Origin of the sequence: Fictibacillus enclensis, from assembly GCF_001457035.1 — a bacterium.
In the GTDB taxonomy this organism is placed as follows: domain Bacteria; phylum Bacillota; class Bacilli; order Bacillales; family Fictibacillaceae; genus Fictibacillus_C; species Fictibacillus_C enclensis.
Map to the genome: position 1 here is coordinate 1 of NZ_KQ758618.1, position 15,618 is coordinate 15,618.

Annotated in this window: 13 protein-coding genes, 1 rRNA gene and 1 pseudogene; 13 read left to right on the forward strand and 2 right to left on the reverse strand. The window is 46.6% G+C overall.

Translation table 11 applies throughout. From position 1 onward, the window contains the following. The first annotated feature begins 126 nt into the window (after positions 1 to 126). The 5 genes and pseudogenes from rrf (at position 127) to AS030_RS10510 (ending at position 3,844) form a co-directional block, all read left to right on the forward strand. A 5S ribosomal RNA gene (gene rrf, locus AS030_RS10490) occupies positions 127 to 242 on the forward strand. A gap of 57 nt (positions 243 to 299) precedes the next feature. After that, a pseudogene (locus AS030_RS23015) lies at positions 300 to 554 on the forward strand (alcohol dehydrogenase catalytic domain-containing protein); the annotation flags it as partial. A gap of 305 nt (positions 555 to 859) precedes the next feature. Then, complete coding sequence (locus tag AS030_RS10500; RefSeq protein WP_276203861.1) at positions 860 to 1,216, forward strand: LysR substrate-binding domain-containing protein; 357 nt, start codon at positions 860 to 862, stop codon at positions 1,214 to 1,216. A gap of 75 nt (positions 1,217 to 1,291) precedes the next feature. Further along, entirely contained in the window at positions 1,292 to 2,950 is a 1,659-nt protein-coding gene (locus AS030_RS10505; RefSeq protein ID WP_061971726.1) for a ribulokinase, read from the forward strand. A gap of 123 nt (positions 2,951 to 3,073) precedes the next feature. Continuing rightward, positions 3,074 to 3,844 carry an SDR family NAD(P)-dependent oxidoreductase gene (locus tag AS030_RS10510; RefSeq protein WP_061971728.1) on the forward strand — a complete coding sequence of 257 codons (771 nt, stop codon included), beginning with the start codon at positions 3,074 to 3,076 and terminating at the stop codon, positions 3,842 to 3,844. Positions 3,845 to 3,890: 46 nt separating this feature from the next. Here the strand turns inward: AS030_RS10510 and AS030_RS10515 are convergent, their stop codons facing one another. After that, a complete protein-coding gene (locus tag AS030_RS10515; RefSeq protein WP_061972874.1) occupies positions 3,891 to 4,664 on the reverse strand; it encodes a DeoR/GlpR family DNA-binding transcription regulator in 774 nt (257 codons plus the stop codon). Between the two features lie 392 nt (positions 4,665 to 5,056). Here AS030_RS10515 and AS030_RS10520 point away from each other — a divergent pair, with 392 nt between their 5' ends. From AS030_RS10520 to AS030_RS10550, 7 genes are all read left to right on the forward strand, one after another. Continuing rightward, a complete protein-coding gene (locus AS030_RS10520; RefSeq protein WP_061971730.1) occupies positions 5,057 to 6,115 on the forward strand; it encodes an MDR/zinc-dependent alcohol dehydrogenase-like family protein in 1,059 nt (352 codons plus the stop codon). 63 nt (positions 6,116 to 6,178) lie between these two features. Then, a complete protein-coding gene (locus tag AS030_RS10525; RefSeq protein ID WP_240482314.1) occupies positions 6,179 to 7,453 on the forward strand; it encodes an MFS transporter in 1,275 nt (424 codons plus the stop codon). Between the two features lie 39 nt (positions 7,454 to 7,492). Further along, a complete protein-coding gene (gene rpiB, locus AS030_RS10530) occupies positions 7,493 to 7,975 on the forward strand; it encodes a ribose 5-phosphate isomerase B (protein ID WP_061971733.1) in 483 nt (160 codons plus the stop codon). Next, positions 7,956 to 8,960 (forward strand): dihydroxyacetone kinase subunit DhaK, encoded by a 1,005-nt coding sequence (locus AS030_RS10535; RefSeq protein WP_061971735.1) that lies wholly within the window; start codon positions 7,956 to 7,958, stop codon positions 8,958 to 8,960. Before rpiB ends, AS030_RS10535 begins: the two co-directional genes overlap by 20 nt. Positions 8,961 to 8,972: 12 nt before the next feature. Beyond that, entirely contained in the window at positions 8,973 to 9,623 is a 651-nt protein-coding gene (gene dhaL / locus AS030_RS10540) for a dihydroxyacetone kinase subunit DhaL (protein ID WP_061971737.1), read from the forward strand. Positions 9,624 to 9,713: 90 nt separating this feature from the next. Then, positions 9,714 to 10,679, forward strand: a complete 966-nt coding sequence (gene glpX / locus AS030_RS10545) for a class II fructose-bisphosphatase (protein WP_061971739.1) — start codon at positions 9,714 to 9,716, stop codon at positions 10,677 to 10,679. 295 nt (positions 10,680 to 10,974) lie between these two features. Further along, positions 10,975 to 12,399 carry an amino acid permease gene (locus AS030_RS10550; protein ID WP_061971741.1) on the forward strand — a complete coding sequence of 475 codons (1,425 nt, stop codon included), beginning with the start codon at positions 10,975 to 10,977 and terminating at the stop codon, positions 12,397 to 12,399. A 41-nt stretch (positions 12,400 to 12,440) separates the two neighbouring features. Here AS030_RS10550 and AS030_RS10555 read toward each other — a convergent pair whose 3' ends face one another. Continuing rightward, positions 12,441 to 14,207, reverse strand: a complete 1,767-nt coding sequence (locus AS030_RS10555; protein WP_061971743.1) for an ABC transporter substrate-binding protein — start codon at positions 14,205 to 14,207, stop codon at positions 12,441 to 12,443. Between the two features lie 114 nt (positions 14,208 to 14,321). Between AS030_RS10555 and AS030_RS10560 the strand changes: the two genes are divergently transcribed. Next, the gene (locus AS030_RS10560; RefSeq protein ID WP_061971745.1) at positions 14,322 to 15,590 is read left to right on the forward strand and encodes an MDR family MFS transporter; all 1,269 of its coding nucleotides are present in this window, start codon (positions 14,322 to 14,324) and stop codon (positions 15,588 to 15,590) included. The last annotated feature ends 28 nt before the right edge of the window (positions 15,591 to 15,618 follow it).

Sequence of the window (15,618 nt, forward strand, 5' to 3'; positions counted from 1 at the left end):
TTTGTCAGCGACAAGAGATTCGAGGAAGCAAAACGACGACTCTCCGGAGTGTACTTTACCGTACATGAGGAAGAGGAGGAGTGAAGCTGACGAAGAAAATCGCCGTTGATCACAAATCGATAGATGTCTGGTGGCAATAGCGAAGAGGTCACACCCGTTCCCATACCGAACACGGAAGTTAAGCTCTTTTGCGCCGATGGTAGTTGGGGGCTTCCCCCTGTTAGAGTAGGACGTTGCCGGGCAAATGAAAGCACTGCTGAGAAATTAGCGGTGCTTTTTTGTTTTGTGAGATCGACAAAGTTCGTTGCGGTGATGGTGTTACAAAAGTAAAAGTAGATGATCCGGTAGTAGTGGAGCCGATACTTAGATGTGGAGAATGTGACGCCTGTAAGCTAGGGAAATATAACCTTTGTGATTTATTAGTTTTCATGGTTTGTCCGGGGGCGGCGGAGGTTTCTCAGAGTATACAATGGTTGATGAGAACATGGTCCATAAAATGCCCGAGGGGTCTTTCCTATGAACAGGGAGCACTGGTTGAGCCTGCAGCAGTTGCGGAGACCATTCCTCGTTATTTGCAACTTAATCAGTTACACCAATTAAGGGAGCTAGTTGAAGGCAATGTTCAGGAAAGAGCGGTAATCGAAGTATTATTTTCCACCGGAATCCGTATGGGGGAATTTGCTGCGATGAAAAAAGAAATTCATATTCCAAATGGGAAACGTAAAAAAGGGCGAATCGTATTGTTTACACGAGAATGTGAAGAACATTTGAAGGCATATTTACACTGGGCAAAAGTCCTGGGAACGCTGCTTTAAAATAAGTTTCAATTCACCAATTTTCACGGCAAGCTGAACATGATCTGGCGGGGAAGGAATCTGTTTCTTTTTCTGACCTTGATGAAGAAATATGGATTGTAAGGGAACAAGGATCTGGAACCCGTGAGGTGACGGAGCAAATGTTTGCAGACCATAAGCTCATTCCGGAAACCATAATGGAGTTTGGAAGCACACAGATCATTAAGGAATCCGTTGAGGCAGGACTCGGAATATCTTTTCTCTCGACATCGGCAATCCGCAAGGAGCTGGAATTAGTAAGGCTGAAGGTCTTTGATATTCCAGGTTTTCCCATACGACGCCCCTTCACGCTGGTCACGCAGGATACCGCGTTTCGGACAAAGGCTATGGTGGTATTTTTTAAAGCGATAAAAGCAAATTGAGGTTGTTTCTTTGCGTTGATCAAAAATATAGTAGTATTCTACAAAAGAGAAAATGGATCAGAGGGGGAAGCTGTTATGGGTAAAAAATACGTGATTGGCGTTGACTATGGAACCGAGTCAGGCCGTGTATTACTTGTTGAAGTCAGTTCGGGAAAAGAAGTAGCCACAAATGTGACCGCTTACAAACATGGTGTGATGGACGAAACCTTGCCAGGAGGAACACCACTTGATGCGGACTGGGCGCTGCAGCATCCCGGAGATTATCTGGATGTGCTCTCCGAGTCCGTGCCTGCCGTTCTTGAAAAGGCAGATGTGTCTTCAGATGATGTCATTGGTTTAGGAATTGATTTTACCGCATCTACCATTCTGCCACTCGACCGTAAAAGAGAGGCGCTTTGTTTTCAGGAAAAATGGGAGAATGAGCCGCACAGCTATGTAAAGCTGTGGAAGCACCATGCGGCACAGCCGGAAGCGGATGATTTTACGGAAGTGGCTGAAGAAAGAGGAGAAACCTTTCTCAAACGGTATGGCGGGAAGATATCATCGGAGTGGATGTTTCCGAAGATATTGCAGATTCTGCGGGAGGCACCTAAAGTGTTTGAGGAAGCGGATCTGTTTATGGAAGCGTGCGACTGGCTGACAAGCAGACTGACCGGGAGTTTGCACCGAAGCAGCAACACCACCGGATACAAAGCATTCTGGAACAAAAAAGAAGGCTATCCTTCATCTGAATTTTTCACTGCGGTGGACTCCCGTCTTGAAGATATTTTGGAAACGAAGATGCGCGGAGACGTGCTTTCCATTGGTGAAAAAGCAGGCGAACTGACCGGAGAAATGGCTCAAGTGTTGGGACTGAAACCAGGTATAGCTATAGCGGTAGGGATTATTGATGCTCATGCAGGTGTCCCTGCAGCGGGCGCTGTCCGGCCGGGACAGATGGTTATGGCAATGGGCACCTCCACCTGCCACATGTTGATCACAGACAAAGATCAACCGATCACAGGAGTCTGCGGAAGTGTGGAGGATGGCATCATTCCCGGATACATCAGCTTTGAGACAGGACAAGTTGCCGTCGGTGATTCATTTGCGTGGTATGTGGATCAGGCTGTTCCCGGTTATGTAAAAAAAGAGGCGGAGAAAGCGGGACTGAATGTGCATCAGCTGCTTGAAAGAAAAGCGGCTGCATATCAACCGGGACAGACCGGGCTGATCGCGCTGGATTGGTGGAACGGAAACCGCTCGGTATTGGTCGACTCCCAGTTATCAGGAGCAATCATCGGGTTAACCCTGGCCACCAAACCCGAAGAAATCTACAGGGCGTTGATCGAGTCCACCGCCTTTGGCACCAAAAAGATTATTGAAAGCTTTGTTCATGGCGGAGTGGCGGTGGATGAAATCTTTGCGGTAGGGGGCCTGCCTGAACGAAACCGCCTTTTGATGCAAATTTATGCAGATGTGACCAACCGCGAAATCAAGGTCGCTGACTCCAGCCAGACGACAGCACTTGGTGCTGCCATGTACGGGGCCGTAGCGGCCGGAAGCAAGGCAGGGGGCTATGATTCCATTTTTGATGCGGCCCAACATATGGCTCGCGTGAAGGAAGAGACATACAAGCCGATTCCTGAACATGTGAAGATTTACGAGGAATTATACAGTTACTATCTGGAGGTTCATAATTTTTTCGGACAGGAAAAAAAGTCGCTGATGCATGGGTTAAAGAAATTGAAGAAGTAAGTGTAGGCATCCTGTTTTATCGCAGGATGTTTTTGTTTTAAACGAAATAAAACAAAAATAAAATTGACAAAGTGAAAACAAATGATAGAATTCTACATAACTTTTATTTTGAGGAGGATATGTATGGACTATCAGCAGCTTTTTAGCTTGAAGGGGAAGACAACTCTTGTCACTGGGGGAGGACGAGGACTTGGAAAAGCAATGGCCGATGCCCTGGCCCAGGCGGGTTCGAACGTTGTCATCGCGGATATGGATCGTGACACGGCGAAGCAGAGTGCTGAAGAGCTTACCGCTCATGGGGTGAAAACACTTGGACTTCAATTGGACGTCACGCAGGAGGAAGAAGTAAAAGGCTGTATTGATGAAATTGTAAGCGGTTTCGGTAAGATTGATATTCTCGTCAATAACGCCGGCATTTGTCAGAAGATCACGGTTGAAGAGCAGAGTCTGGAAGATTGGAAGAAAACGATGGATGTAAACGTGAATGGGGTTTTCCTTTTATCCAAATATGTGGGAAAAGTGATGAAGGATCAGGGTGGCGGCTCTGTCATTAATATGGCTTCCATGTCAAGCTTCATTGCCAACACCGAAGCGCAATGTGCGTACAATGCATCAAAAGCGGCTGTAGCCATGATGACCAAGTGTCTGGCATCTGAATGGGCACCTTATAACATCAGGGTTAATGCCATTGCCCCTGGATATATGAAAACGGAAATGACAAAACCCATTTTTGCTCCTGGCGGTGAACTGGCACACGTCCTGGACTTGGTGCCGATGAAACGGCTCGGTGAACCTCATGAACTCGGCGGATTGGCCATCTATCTGGCATCCGATGCTTCCACATTTGCCACCGGTTCTACCTTTCTTGTGGATGGCGGATATACCATCTGGTAAAAAACGAAAAAAGCAGCTCACTAATCATTAGTGCGGCTGCTTTTCTTTATTCCGTTTCAATCGTAATCAGTTCCACTCCATGTTCCGCCAAAACGGGTTTTTGGCTGTTTGCCTCAATGCTGTCCGTAATGATGATGTCGATATCGTCGAGAGAGGCAAAGGACGCAATCGAGTTTTTGAAAAATTTGGAGTGGTCGAGCAGAGCTACAACTTTTTTGCTTGCCTTCACCATGGCTTTTTTCAGTTCAACTTCGTATACGCTAAAATCGGTCAACCCGGACTCGAGTGAAAAGCCGTTGGCCGACGTAAACAGAAGGTCGATGTTGATCTGGTTCAAAATGTTTACGCCAAGGGTTCCTTCTAAAGAGTGAGAGCCTCGTTTTACAATGCCGCCGAGTAAAATTACAGTGATGTCCGGGTGCTCGTTCAGTTCAAGAGCGGTATTGATGCCACTGGTTACAACGATCAGGCGGATGGGCTTATCTTTCAGGATTCGGGCCAGCTCAAGAGCGGTAGAACTTGCATCAAGCATGATACATTGTCCGTTTTCCAGCATGGCTGCTGCTTCCTTGGCGATGGCGGATTTTTCGATTTTGTTTTTCTTTTCACGGATGGAGAAGCTTGTTTCATTATCGGAAGAATCGGCGAGCACCGCACCTCCATGTGTGCGCTTGAGCAATCCCTCTTCTTCCATTTTTGTTAAATCGGTACGCAGGGTCGCTTCCGATACTTGAATTTCCTTAGCGAGTTCTTTAATGGATACTCGCTGGCTTTCATTCAATCTATTAAGAATGACTCTCCGGCGTTCAGGTACAAACATTTTTCCCACTAAGATCACCTACAAATCAATTAGTAAAATTCATTTTTGTAATCGTTTTACTTTTATTATTCTATTACACCATCTTTCATAAACATTGTAAATCAATAATAAAACAAAACAAAGTGAAAATAAATTATAAAATAATCAAAAATTAATTGACTATTTAAACAAATGGTGATTATAATAGACCCAATACACCGCAATATCGAAAACAAACGATAGAAAAAGAAAAAATACAATAACAAAAAAGAGGAGGAAAGGGATTTATTCTAAGAGAAATGAAAGCGTTATCTATAAAGGGGCTTTTAAAAATCTATTTAAGGGAGAGATTGTCATGAATATGAAAACCGTAGCGGATCAAGAAGCAAAGAATACAAGTATTCCTAAAAACCATGAAGGCTGTAGTCGCTTATTCACCGGGAGATTACCGCTTTGAAACGGTTCCGGTTCCCGAGGTTGGGGAAGGTGAAATCCTGGTAAAAGTCGAAGCTTGCGGGATTTGCGCAGGAGACTTGAAAGCATTTGACGGGGCACCAAGCTTCTGGGGTGATGAAAAGCAGCCGGCTTATATTAAAGCGCCTATGATTCCGGGTCATGAATTTATCGGCCATGTGGTGGAGCTTGGCGAAGGAGTTACCGAATTTGAAGTAGGGGAACGCGTCATTTCAGAACAAATCGTTCCTTGCTGGGGTTGCCGCTTCTGTAACCGAGGACAATACTGGATGTGCGAGAAGCATGATTTATACGGCTTTCAGAATAATGTAAACGGTGCCATGGCGGAATACATGAAATTCACGAAGGAAGCGATTAACTACAAGGTGCCTGATGAACTTCCGATCGAAAAAGCCATTCTGATTGAACCGTATGCATGTTCCTTCCACGCTGTACAGCGTGCACAGATTCAGCTCGGTGATGTCGTCGTGCTGGCGGGTGCCGGTACACTCGGGCTTGGTATGATTGGCGCAATCAAGAAGTCAGGACCAGGAAAATTGATTGTTCTGGATCTTTTTGAAGAGAGGCTGGAGCTGGCTAAAAAGTTTGGAGCGGACATGGTACTCAATCCGGCTAAGGATGATGTGAATGCAATTGTAAAAGAACTGACCGACGGCTATGGCTGTGACATTTATATTGAGGCCACAGGAGCACAAAAATCGGTAGAACAAGGGTTAACGATGATCCGCAAGCTCGGCCGTTTTGTGGAGTTCAGCGTATTCAAGGAGCCTGTGACGGTAGACTGGAGCATCATCAGCGACCGGAAAGAGCTTGATGTGCTTGGATCCCACCTAGGACCATACTGCTATGAACATGTCATTACAGGCATTTCCAATGGAGATTTACCAACAGAAGGTGTTGTCACCCACACGCTTCCTTTGGAGGATTTTGAGGAAGGATTCCAGTTGGTGAAAAACGGAGCAAAATCTCTGAAAGTTGTGCTTAACCCAAATCTGTAACCATCGGGCGGCTGTAGAAGAGGCAGCCGCTTCTTTATAAAAATGAGCAGGGGAGGAAACAAAATGGACGGGCTATTAGGTAAATTGGGCATGGACCGGAAAATGGCTTTAGGTTATTTCGGCGTATTGATTTTTATGATGGGAGACGGCCTTGAACTGGGATGGCTATCTTCTTACTTTACAGATCATGGGTTATCCGTGCAGCAGTCCGCGCTGGTCTTTAGTGTATATGGCTTTGCGGTAGCGGTAGCGGCCTGGCTTTCCGGGGTTCTTGCGGAAGTGCTCGGTCCGAGAAAAGCGATGATGCTTGGGCTTTCCCTGTTTGTAGCCGGAACACTGGTTTTCCTTACGTTCGGAATCACCAGTATGAACCTGGCCATCATTCTACCAACCTATGCATTACGGGGGCTCGGCTATCCGCTTTTCGCCTATTCGTTCCTCGTATGGGTAACGTACTATGCGCCATCCGATAAGCTTGGAACAGCGGTGGGCTGGTTCTGGTTCGCATTCAGCGGCGGATTGAACGTCCTTGGAGCCTACTATTCTAGCTTTGCGCTTCCGGTTTTGGGAGAAATGAAAACCCTTTGGAGTGCACTCATCTTCGTTCTGCTTGGTGCGACTGTTGCGATTTTCCTGAACAAGGACAAAAACCACAGCAAGAAATTTGAAAATAAAAGTGAAGCCATCAAGTATCTTTTAAAAGGCGTAACCATTGCTTTTGAAAATCCGAAAATCGGTATGGGCGGAATCGTTCGAACCATCAACACATCAGCAGCTTATGGATTTGTGGTCTTTATGCCTGCATTCATGATGGACTTGGGCTTTACGCGTTCCGAATGGCTGCAGATCTATGGTTCACTGTGGACGAGCAACATCATTTTTAACCTGATATTCGGTATTGTAGGTGACAAGCTGGGCTGGAGAAACACGGTCATGTGGTTTGGCGGTGTGGGATGCGCCGTTTTCACAGCAGCATTCTATTATGTTCCGCTGGCGGCTGGTCCGAACTATTTTGTAGCTACCGCCGTTGCCGCATGCTATGGCGCTTGTCTTGCCGGCTTCGTTCCATTATCCGCACTCATTCCGTCACTTGCTCCGGAAAACCGCGGCGCAGCGATGTCCATCCTTAATCTTGGTGCAGGATTGAGTACCTTTGTAGGACCTGCAATTGTTGGGGCCTTTATCGGATTGGTGGATACAGTGGGTGTGATCTGGATTTACACAGGCCTTTATTTGATCAGTGCCGTGCTGATGAAATTTGTCACCCTTTCCAAGAAAGAAGCAGAAGAAGCGGAAAGAGTCTCCCAGGAGGAATTTCAAAACGTACAAAAAGCGTAGTATTGATACATCAAAAATAGAGAGAAAGGGAGTTGCATAATGAGGATAGGATTGGGTTCTGACCATAATGCCTTTGATATGAAAGAAAGCGTAAAAAGCTATATAAAAGAATTGGGGCACGAAGTCATTGATTATGGCTGCCATTCATGCTCTGAGGTGGATTATCCGGAAGTGGCTTTTGAAGTCGGCCAGGACATTATGAAGAACAAGCTGGACCGTGGAATTTTATGCTGTGGCACCGGGATTGGTGTAGCCATCGCTGCAGGAAAAGTACCCGGCATCCGGGCAGCCCTTTGCCATGATACGTATTCAGCAGAACGGGCACAGTTAAGCAACAACGCCCAGATTTTAACGATGGGAGCAAAAGTCATCGGTGTCGAAGTCGCCAAACAGGTGGTGAAAATGTATCTTGGATCTCACTTCTCCGGGGGCAATTCTGGAAGAAAGGTACAGCAGATCACAGACAAGGAGCAAGAGTTTTTAAAAGGGGAGAATGCACCGCATGAAAAAACTTATAAATAATCCAAACCGAGTCGTTGAAGAAATGATTGAAGGCTATGCTAAAGCTCACCCGCATCATGTCCGGGTACTGGAGGAAAACGGACGCTCGATTGTAACCGCCAAGGAAACAAAAGAAGGAAAGGTCGGTGTTTTAATCGGGGGTGGATCCGGACACGAACCAGCTTTTATGGGCTATGTCGGTACCGGGATGGCAGACGGTGTTGCGGTTGGAAATATTTTCGCTTCACCACCGCCGGATCCGATTCTTGAAGCAACAAAGGCGATTGATAAAGGAGCGGGCGTCATCTACGTATATGGAAATTACGCAGGAGACCTCATGAACTTTGGCATGGCGGCTGAACTGGCTGAGCTTGAAGCGGACATCCAGGTCGGAAAAGTCATTGTAACGGATGACGTTGCTTCAGCTCCGAAAGAAGAAAAGGAAAAGCGCCGCGGCATTGCCGGAGAATTTTTTGTCACAAAGGTGGCAGGAGCCGCCTCTGAAAAGGGATACAGTCTGGAAGAAGTGGTTCGGGCAGCCAATAAGGCAAATGATCATACCCGTACGATGGGAGTCGGACTTTCACCCTGTTCACTTCCGCAAACGGGAAAACCGAGCTTTGAATTGGAAGAAAACGAGATGGAAATCGGCCTGGGGCATCATGGCGAACCAGGAGTGGAAAAGGGAGATCTCCAGCCTGCAGACCAGGTGGCGGATCGCCTCGTTCAGGATATTCTGGCTGATATGCCAATCGGCGAAGGAGAAAAAGTCGCTGTTCTTGTAAACGGCTTAGGATCGACCACCAAAATGGAACTTTATATTGTTTACCGAAGAGTTGAACTAATCTTAAACGAAAAGGGCATCACCATACATCGTTCTTTTGTGGGTGATTACAGTACTTCACTTGAAATGGGTGGATGTTCCGTTACCTTGATTAAGCTTGATGATGAACTAACAGAATTTGTAGATGCAGCGGCGGATTGTCCGATGTATGTTCAACGATAAGGAGGAGATCACATGTCTTTTTCAGCAAAAGAATTAAAAGCCTTTTTACAGAGTGTGGTTGAAACGATTGAGGAAAATAAAGACTACTTGTCCGAGCTCGACCGTAAGCTTGGTGATGGTGACCATGGTGTGACCATGTCCATAGGCTGGCAGGCCGTTCAGGAAAAATTGGATAATGAATGGAAAGATGAAAATGATTGCGGAAAAATCAGCATCTCCGCTGGCCGTACCTTCCTGAGTGCGGTCGGATCAACGGTAGGTCCTCTTTATGCAACAGGGTTTCTGCGTGGAGGAAAGGAAGTCCAGGGAAAAAGTGAACTTACCGGAGAAGATCTTAACAACTTCTGGACCGCTTTTATAGAAGGTATCAAGGAAAGAGGACAGGCGGAAGTGGGAGATAAAACGATGATCGACACGCTGCAGCCTGCACTGGATACGCTAAAACAGGAATATGCGCGTTCCGGCATTTTTGCAGAGGCGTTTTCAAAAGCGGTAGCATCTGGAAAGGAAGGCATGGAATCGACGAAAGATCTTTTATCGAAAAAAGGAAGGTCCAGCCGTTTGGGAGAGCGTTCACTCGGCAATCAGGACCCTGGCGCCACTTCTTCGTACCTTATTTTAAAAGCATTTGAATCGGTAATGACATCCGTCCAGACGGCTTAATACGTAAAAAGCATGAGGGCAGCTGAACTGAAAAACCGTCAGGAGGCCGCCCTCTTTTTCTATGTCCATAAAAAGGTGGGGAAGGATAGCATGAGCATGAAATTGGATAATAAAGAGGATATTCAGCAATTGGCGATGGATTTTCTCGCGGTTGCACAGGAAGCTGCCATCGCCTCGTATCCCTGGGTCGGCAAAGGAAAGAAAAATGAAGCGGACGGCGCGGGAACTGAAGCCATGCGTACAAGAATGGGATCTATTGCGATGGACGGGACCGTTGTGATTGGCGAAGGAGAATTGGACGAGGCACCGATGCTGTACATCGGTGAACGTGTGGGAACAGGCAGTGGCCCTAAGGTAGACATCGCGGTCGATCCGGTGGAAGGAACAACCTTAATGTCAAAAGGACAGGATAATGCTTTGACGGTGATTGCCGTTGCCGAAAAAGAGCATTTGCTTCATGCGCCGGATATGTATATGAGAAAAATAGCAGTTGGTCCGAAAGCGAAAGGAAAGATAGATATTGAGGCACCATTAACGGAGAATATTCGCTCGGTCGCTCGTTCCCTTGGAAAAGACGTCAGTGAGGTTACGGTCATGATTCAAGACCGGAGCCGTCATCAATCCCTGATCCAAGAGGTGTTTGAGGCAGGAGCTAAGGTAAAACTCTTTTCGGACGGTGACGTTACAGGGGCAATCGCCACTGGAATTGAGGACATTGGTGTCGATCTGCTTGTAGGTACAGGCGGGGCGCCAGAGGGTGTCATCGCTGCAACTGCTCTGCGAAGTCTTGGTGGAGATTTTCAGGCTCAGCTCGTTTGCCAGAATGAGGAGGAGTTCAATCGCTGTGTTGGAATGGGGTTGAGCGATCCAGATTGTATTTTACGGATGGATGATCTGGTGAGAAGTGACCGGTGTTTTTTTGTCGCGACAGGCATCACAGATGGCATCCTGCTGAACGGTGTTCGTAAAAAGGCAGATGGCTCTATGCTGACGCATTCATTCATCACCATCGGAGGACGAAGAAATAACTTTCAGTTTGTTGAAACCCGCCACTAGGGATGTGGCGGGTTGTTTTTTTGTGGTGGTGTGGGGATGAAAGGCGGGCAATTGCTCGGAAAAGTGGGAAAGTCGCCCGGAAATTCGACAAAGTTGGCTTCAATAAATGAATTTACCGAGTACGGGTAAAGGAAAGAAGACCGTGTATTATCTTCAATATGATTGACGTATCTTTAGTTATCTGATATTCTACCATGGTAAAGTAATAAATTATCAAAAATGGTTTCTCAAGAGGCGCGGTGGTGAAAAACCTTGCGTTTTTTTGCGTTCTCATATATACGGAAGGAAATGTTTAATGGATACAACGAAAAAATGGGGATTTTGGCTGTTGGCCGCCTTCGTTATCGGAAATATGGTTGGATCGGGGATTTTTATGCTGCCGAGCACCCTGGCCCAGACTGCAAGTCCGCTGGGAGTAACGATTGCATGGCTTGTTACGGGCTTTTGCGTCATGATGATCGCTCTAATCTTCAGCAAACTGTCGATCCGTCGTCCCGATTTAACAGCGGGTCCGCAAAGCTACGCGAAAGCTTTGTTTCAATCAGAAAAGGCTGGAAACATAGCCAGCTTCAGCATGGTATGGGGCTATTGGGTTGCCAACTGGATCAGTAATGTGGCAATGGTAACAAGCTTCGCCGGCTACCTTTCCACGTTTTTGCCGATCATGAAAGCAGGGAACACGGTTTTCTCCATCGGTTCACAGAAAATTTCTCTGGGACATCTGATTACATTTGTGGTTTGTACGGTTTTACTTTGGGGCATTCACCTTATTTTAGTAAGCAGTATGAATGGAGCCGGAAAGTTGAACTTTATTGCGACAGCATCCAAGGTCGCCGGATTTGCGCTCTTTATTGTCGCAGCTGTTTTTGCGTTTCAATCCTCAAATTTTGGTCAGTTTTACACGCCGGTCACTGACAATGCCGGTGCTTCACACGGATTGTTCAGCCAGGTCCAAATGGCCGCGATTTCCACGCTCTGGGCGTTTATCGGGATCGAATCGGCGGTTGTTTTGTCCGGCCGTGCCAAGTCCCAGCGGGATGTAAGCCGTGCAACAATCTTTGGGCTCATCGTGGCTCTTGTGATCTATATGGCGATCACACTTCTCATGATGGGTATTTTGCCGCAAGATGTGCTGAAGGCATCAGACAAACCGTTCGTTGATGCTCTTTCCGCCTTGATTGGAAGCGCAGGTGCAAACTTCATGGCACTGCTCGCGCTTGTTTCCTTGTTCGGTGCAACGATCGGATGGATCCTAATGAGTTCTGAAGTTCCCTTTCAGGCAGCGAGAAAAGGGGTGTTTCCTTCCTATTTTGCAAAAGTTAATAGAAAAGGGAGCCCTGTCCGTTCCTTGACTGTAACGAATGCCATGTCACAACTATTAATTTTTTCAACCATCTCAGGAACCATCAGTCAGGCCTATACGTTCTTAACAACTGCCGCTACGCTCGCCTATTTGATTCCATATCTTGTTTCAGCGGCGTTCTTCCTCAAGCTTACACTCAAAGGGGAAGCATTGGAGGGCATGAAAGTCAGCCGGTGGAAGGATGGATTAATTGCCATTATTGCTCTTGTCTATTCCATCTGGATCATCAAAACCGGGACCGCAGACTTGAGAACATTTGGCCTTGGCCTTGGCTTGTTCCTTGCCGGTTTTATCATTTATCCCTTCATTAAACCACGCCAGAAGAAGACGGTTTCTTCTGTTTCGGCTGAACACTAAATGGATTACAAAAGACCAACCAGGCGAGGTTGGTCTTTTTTTCATTTTGTTTTGCTAATCTCAGGCTTCACCCACAGCTTTCTGAAATCGGTCCAGCCGAAGTCGTTCAGCCGGACACCCTTCAGCAAAGCAGGATAGTTCCATTCTTTTGCGATATGATACAGGTGAAGAAGTATCTTTTGTTCATAAAAATACGTTTCAATGCTGTCAATGATCTCTTCCCGTTTTTCATAGTCCCCTTCTTGTAAAAACTCCCCCAAGTAGCGATCAAGCACCTCGGTTTGCTGCTGAGTTAAGAGGGACCGCATGCTTCGTTCCCCTTTCAAAAAGGAAAGAAAGCCATATTGGGCATCCCGTTCGAGCACTTCCCCCTTGGAGATCATTTCTCCATCATGCTGCTCGGTATCCAAGAGCGAATAGGGGGACAGATTAAGGTGAATTCCAACCTCGCGAAACCGATTTTGAATCCACTCCGCCTCTCGAAGTCCTTCACTCGTGTAATCCAAATACTTAAACGTAAGCACTTCTCCATTGTATGAGCTTTTCTTCAATATCGAACGGGCGCGCGCGATTGAGGAGGGGGGAAATGATGATCGCTCACTGCGTTCTGGCCAGAAGCTGCTGGCCGGACACCCCCGGCGTCCGCCGAGTTCAGAAATGAGCTGGTTGGGGTCAATCAGCTCAGCAATTGCCTGGCGGAAATAAAGGTCATGATGCGGTCCTTCCCTTTGGAAGTTAAAGACGAGGTAGCGAGAGCCCGTATTGTTTACTTTCATATGCCGGTTCTTGGTTGTTCCACTTCCAGGCAGTTCATAATCGATAATCCGGTCAGGATTAAGTTCCACAAACCAAAGCTCAACACGATCTAGGAGCGGCCGGCCATTAAAATGGTTATCAAAGGCTTCAAGTACAAATACGCGATCGTTATATTCGGTCACATTAAATGGGCCTGTTCCAATCAGTTCTCTCCCTGTCATGATAGGGACGTCTTGAGGAAGGATGGCCGCGTTGAAGGAACTGAGATAATGAAGAAAGAACGCATTTGGCCGTTTTAATCTCATCTTAATTCCGTATTCATGAAAAGCTTCAATCGATTGAAGCTCGGAAAAAAGGTGGCGAAACGGTGATTGAACATCCGGGTCCTTTAATCGTTCCAGTGAGTATTTGACATCCTGTGAGTTGAGGTTTCTGCCATGGTGAAACCTCACGCTTTTTCGCAAGAAGAACGTCCACTCCGTATATTCTGAATTTACTTCCCAGTGATGGGCAAGGTGAGGTTCGAAAGTTTCGGTGACCGAATTGTAGTTGATCAGTGTATCAAAGATCTGACGGACAAAGTGGGCTTCGGCTGCTGTGTAGGAAAAGGCAGGATCCAGGGCAGCGAGAGGCCGCCTCATCGGGATTTTAAGCAAATCCACGGAACTGGATACGGTTTGCTTCACCTGAAGGCCAAAGTTGTTCTGCATTTGCATCTGCAGTTTTTGAGCGAGATATTCCGGCATAAGGGGACGTTTAATAAACTCCGCTGCTTCTGCAATCTGGTTTTTTGCGAGAAGTTTTGAAAAATAAGCTGCTGCGGCTTCCTCCAGATCGTAATGAAAATGCACCTTGGATCGGTTGCCCCGTCCTTTACCTGGAACCCAAGTGAGCCATCTTTCTTCGCCCATCCGTTTTAACAGCAGATTCACGTTTCGTTTTGTGCAATAAAACAAGGATCCCAGCTGGCTGACAGTGACTTCTGCGGGTTGATCATCTTTATGCTCGGGGTGCTGAAGATGAAGGGTAATGTAGTAATCGAGGATTTCCATGCTGGCTCCCTCCCTAAAAGGTGAAATTCTTTTTTGAATTTTACACTTTTTCTGGGCCTTTTACTAGAGGAAAATAAACAGCAGATAAAGGGATTGGTAAAAGGAGGGAAATGCATGTTTAAGAATTTGCATCCGAATATTAAAATCAGAATCATTACTTCGTTTATGGCCCGAGTGGTAGGGACGATGATCTTTCCGTTCATGGCGATCTACCTCTCGGATAAGCTTGGCCAGGCGCTTGCAGGAATTATCCTGCTGATCAATGTGTTCGTCTCGATCCTGGTAGGGTTTTACGGCGGATATGTGTCGGACCGGGCAGGACGGAAAAATGTGATGGTGATTGGACAGCTGTTCACTGTCATTGCCTTTTTGTTTATGACAGTGGCCAATTCACCATGGTTTGATTCCGCTTGGGTTACCTCGTTTATGATGCTCATCCAAAGTATCAGCTCCGGGTTGATGAACCCGGCAGCTGAAGCGATGCTGATTGACGTAAGTACAAAGGAAAATCGAAAATTGATGTACAGCATCAATTATTGGGCAGTGAACCTGTCGATCGCGCTCGGTTCCATTGTCGGCGGTGTTCTGTTCAAGTCCCACCGTTTCGAACTGTTTATCGCTATCACGGCGGTAAGCATCATCACACTATATCTTGTTGCTTATGTAATGAAGGAGTCTTTCACCCAGACAGTTACTGTCACTGAAAAAATCAATGTATTTAAGGACATGGCAGCAAATTATCAAACAGTCATGAAGGATCGATTGTTTTTATGGTTCTGTATCGCTTCAACCCTGATCGTAGGTATTGAGTTCCAAATGGGTAATTATATCTCTGTCCGGCTGGAAGAAGAGTTTGTATCACACAGTGTATCGCTGGGCGATATGTTCACGTATCACCTTGACGGGTTACGAATGATCAGCTGGCTTCGGACATTCAACACCGTGCTCGTCGTTTCAGGTACCATATTAGTTACCAGATGGATGCGAAAGTATTCTGACCATAAAGTGATCTATACAGGATTTTGGATGTACACCGCAGGCTATGCGGTACTTGGATACAGCAACTCTGCCATCCTGCTGGTGGTTTGCATTTTCATCGCAACCATCGGTGAACTCATGTATGTGCCGGTTAAACAATCGATTATGGCTGATATCGTGAATGATGATGCGCGGAGCTCGTATATGGCGGTACAGGGACTAACCTTCCAGGTGGCGAAAATTCTTGGTGCAGCCGGAATCACGATCGGTTCTTTTGTTCCCTCATGGGGAATGGCGCTTGCCTATCTTGTATCTGGCATGCTCGGAATCTACTGCTTTACTAAAGTCACAGGACCATTGAACAAGGGAATAAAAAATGCAGCCAAAAAAGCAGCTGCTATCTAAAAAAGAGGGGCTATAAAGCGCCTCTTTC

Excerpts from the sequence above, each read along its gene's own strand:
- AS030_RS10515 (WP_061972874.1), bottom strand. The coding sequence starts at position 4,664 with ATGTTTGTACCTGAACGCCGGAGAGTCATTCTTAATAGATTGAATGAA.
- AS030_RS10525 (WP_240482314.1), top strand. The coding sequence starts at position 6,179 with ATGGACGGGCTATTAGGTAAATTGGGCATGGACCGGAAAATGGCTTTA.
- AS030_RS10505 (WP_061971726.1), top strand. The coding sequence starts at position 1,292 with ATGGGTAAAAAATACGTGATTGGCGTTGACTATGGAACCGAGTCAGGC.
- AS030_RS10535 (WP_061971735.1), top strand. The coding sequence starts at position 7,956 with ATGAAAAAACTTATAAATAATCCAAACCGAGTCGTTGAAGAAATGATT.
- AS030_RS10510 (WP_061971728.1), top strand. The coding sequence starts at position 3,074 with ATGGACTATCAGCAGCTTTTTAGCTTGAAGGGGAAGACAACTCTTGTC.
- AS030_RS10560 (WP_061971745.1), top strand. The coding sequence starts at position 14,322 with ATGTTTAAGAATTTGCATCCGAATATTAAAATCAGAATCATTACTTCG.
- AS030_RS10550 (WP_061971741.1), top strand. The coding sequence starts at position 10,975 with ATGGATACAACGAAAAAATGGGGATTTTGGCTGTTGGCCGCCTTCGTT.
- AS030_RS10520 (WP_061971730.1), top strand. The coding sequence starts at position 5,057 with ATGAAGGCTGTAGTCGCTTATTCACCGGGAGATTACCGCTTTGAAACG.
- dhaL (WP_061971737.1), top strand. The coding sequence starts at position 8,973 with ATGTCTTTTTCAGCAAAAGAATTAAAAGCCTTTTTACAGAGTGTGGTT.
- rpiB (WP_061971733.1), top strand. The coding sequence starts at position 7,493 with ATGAGGATAGGATTGGGTTCTGACCATAATGCCTTTGATATGAAAGAA.
- glpX (WP_061971739.1), top strand. The coding sequence starts at position 9,714 with ATGAGCATGAAATTGGATAATAAAGAGGATATTCAGCAATTGGCGATG.
- AS030_RS10555 (WP_061971743.1), bottom strand. The coding sequence starts at position 14,207 with ATGGAAATCCTCGATTACTACATTACCCTTCATCTTCAGCACCCCGAG.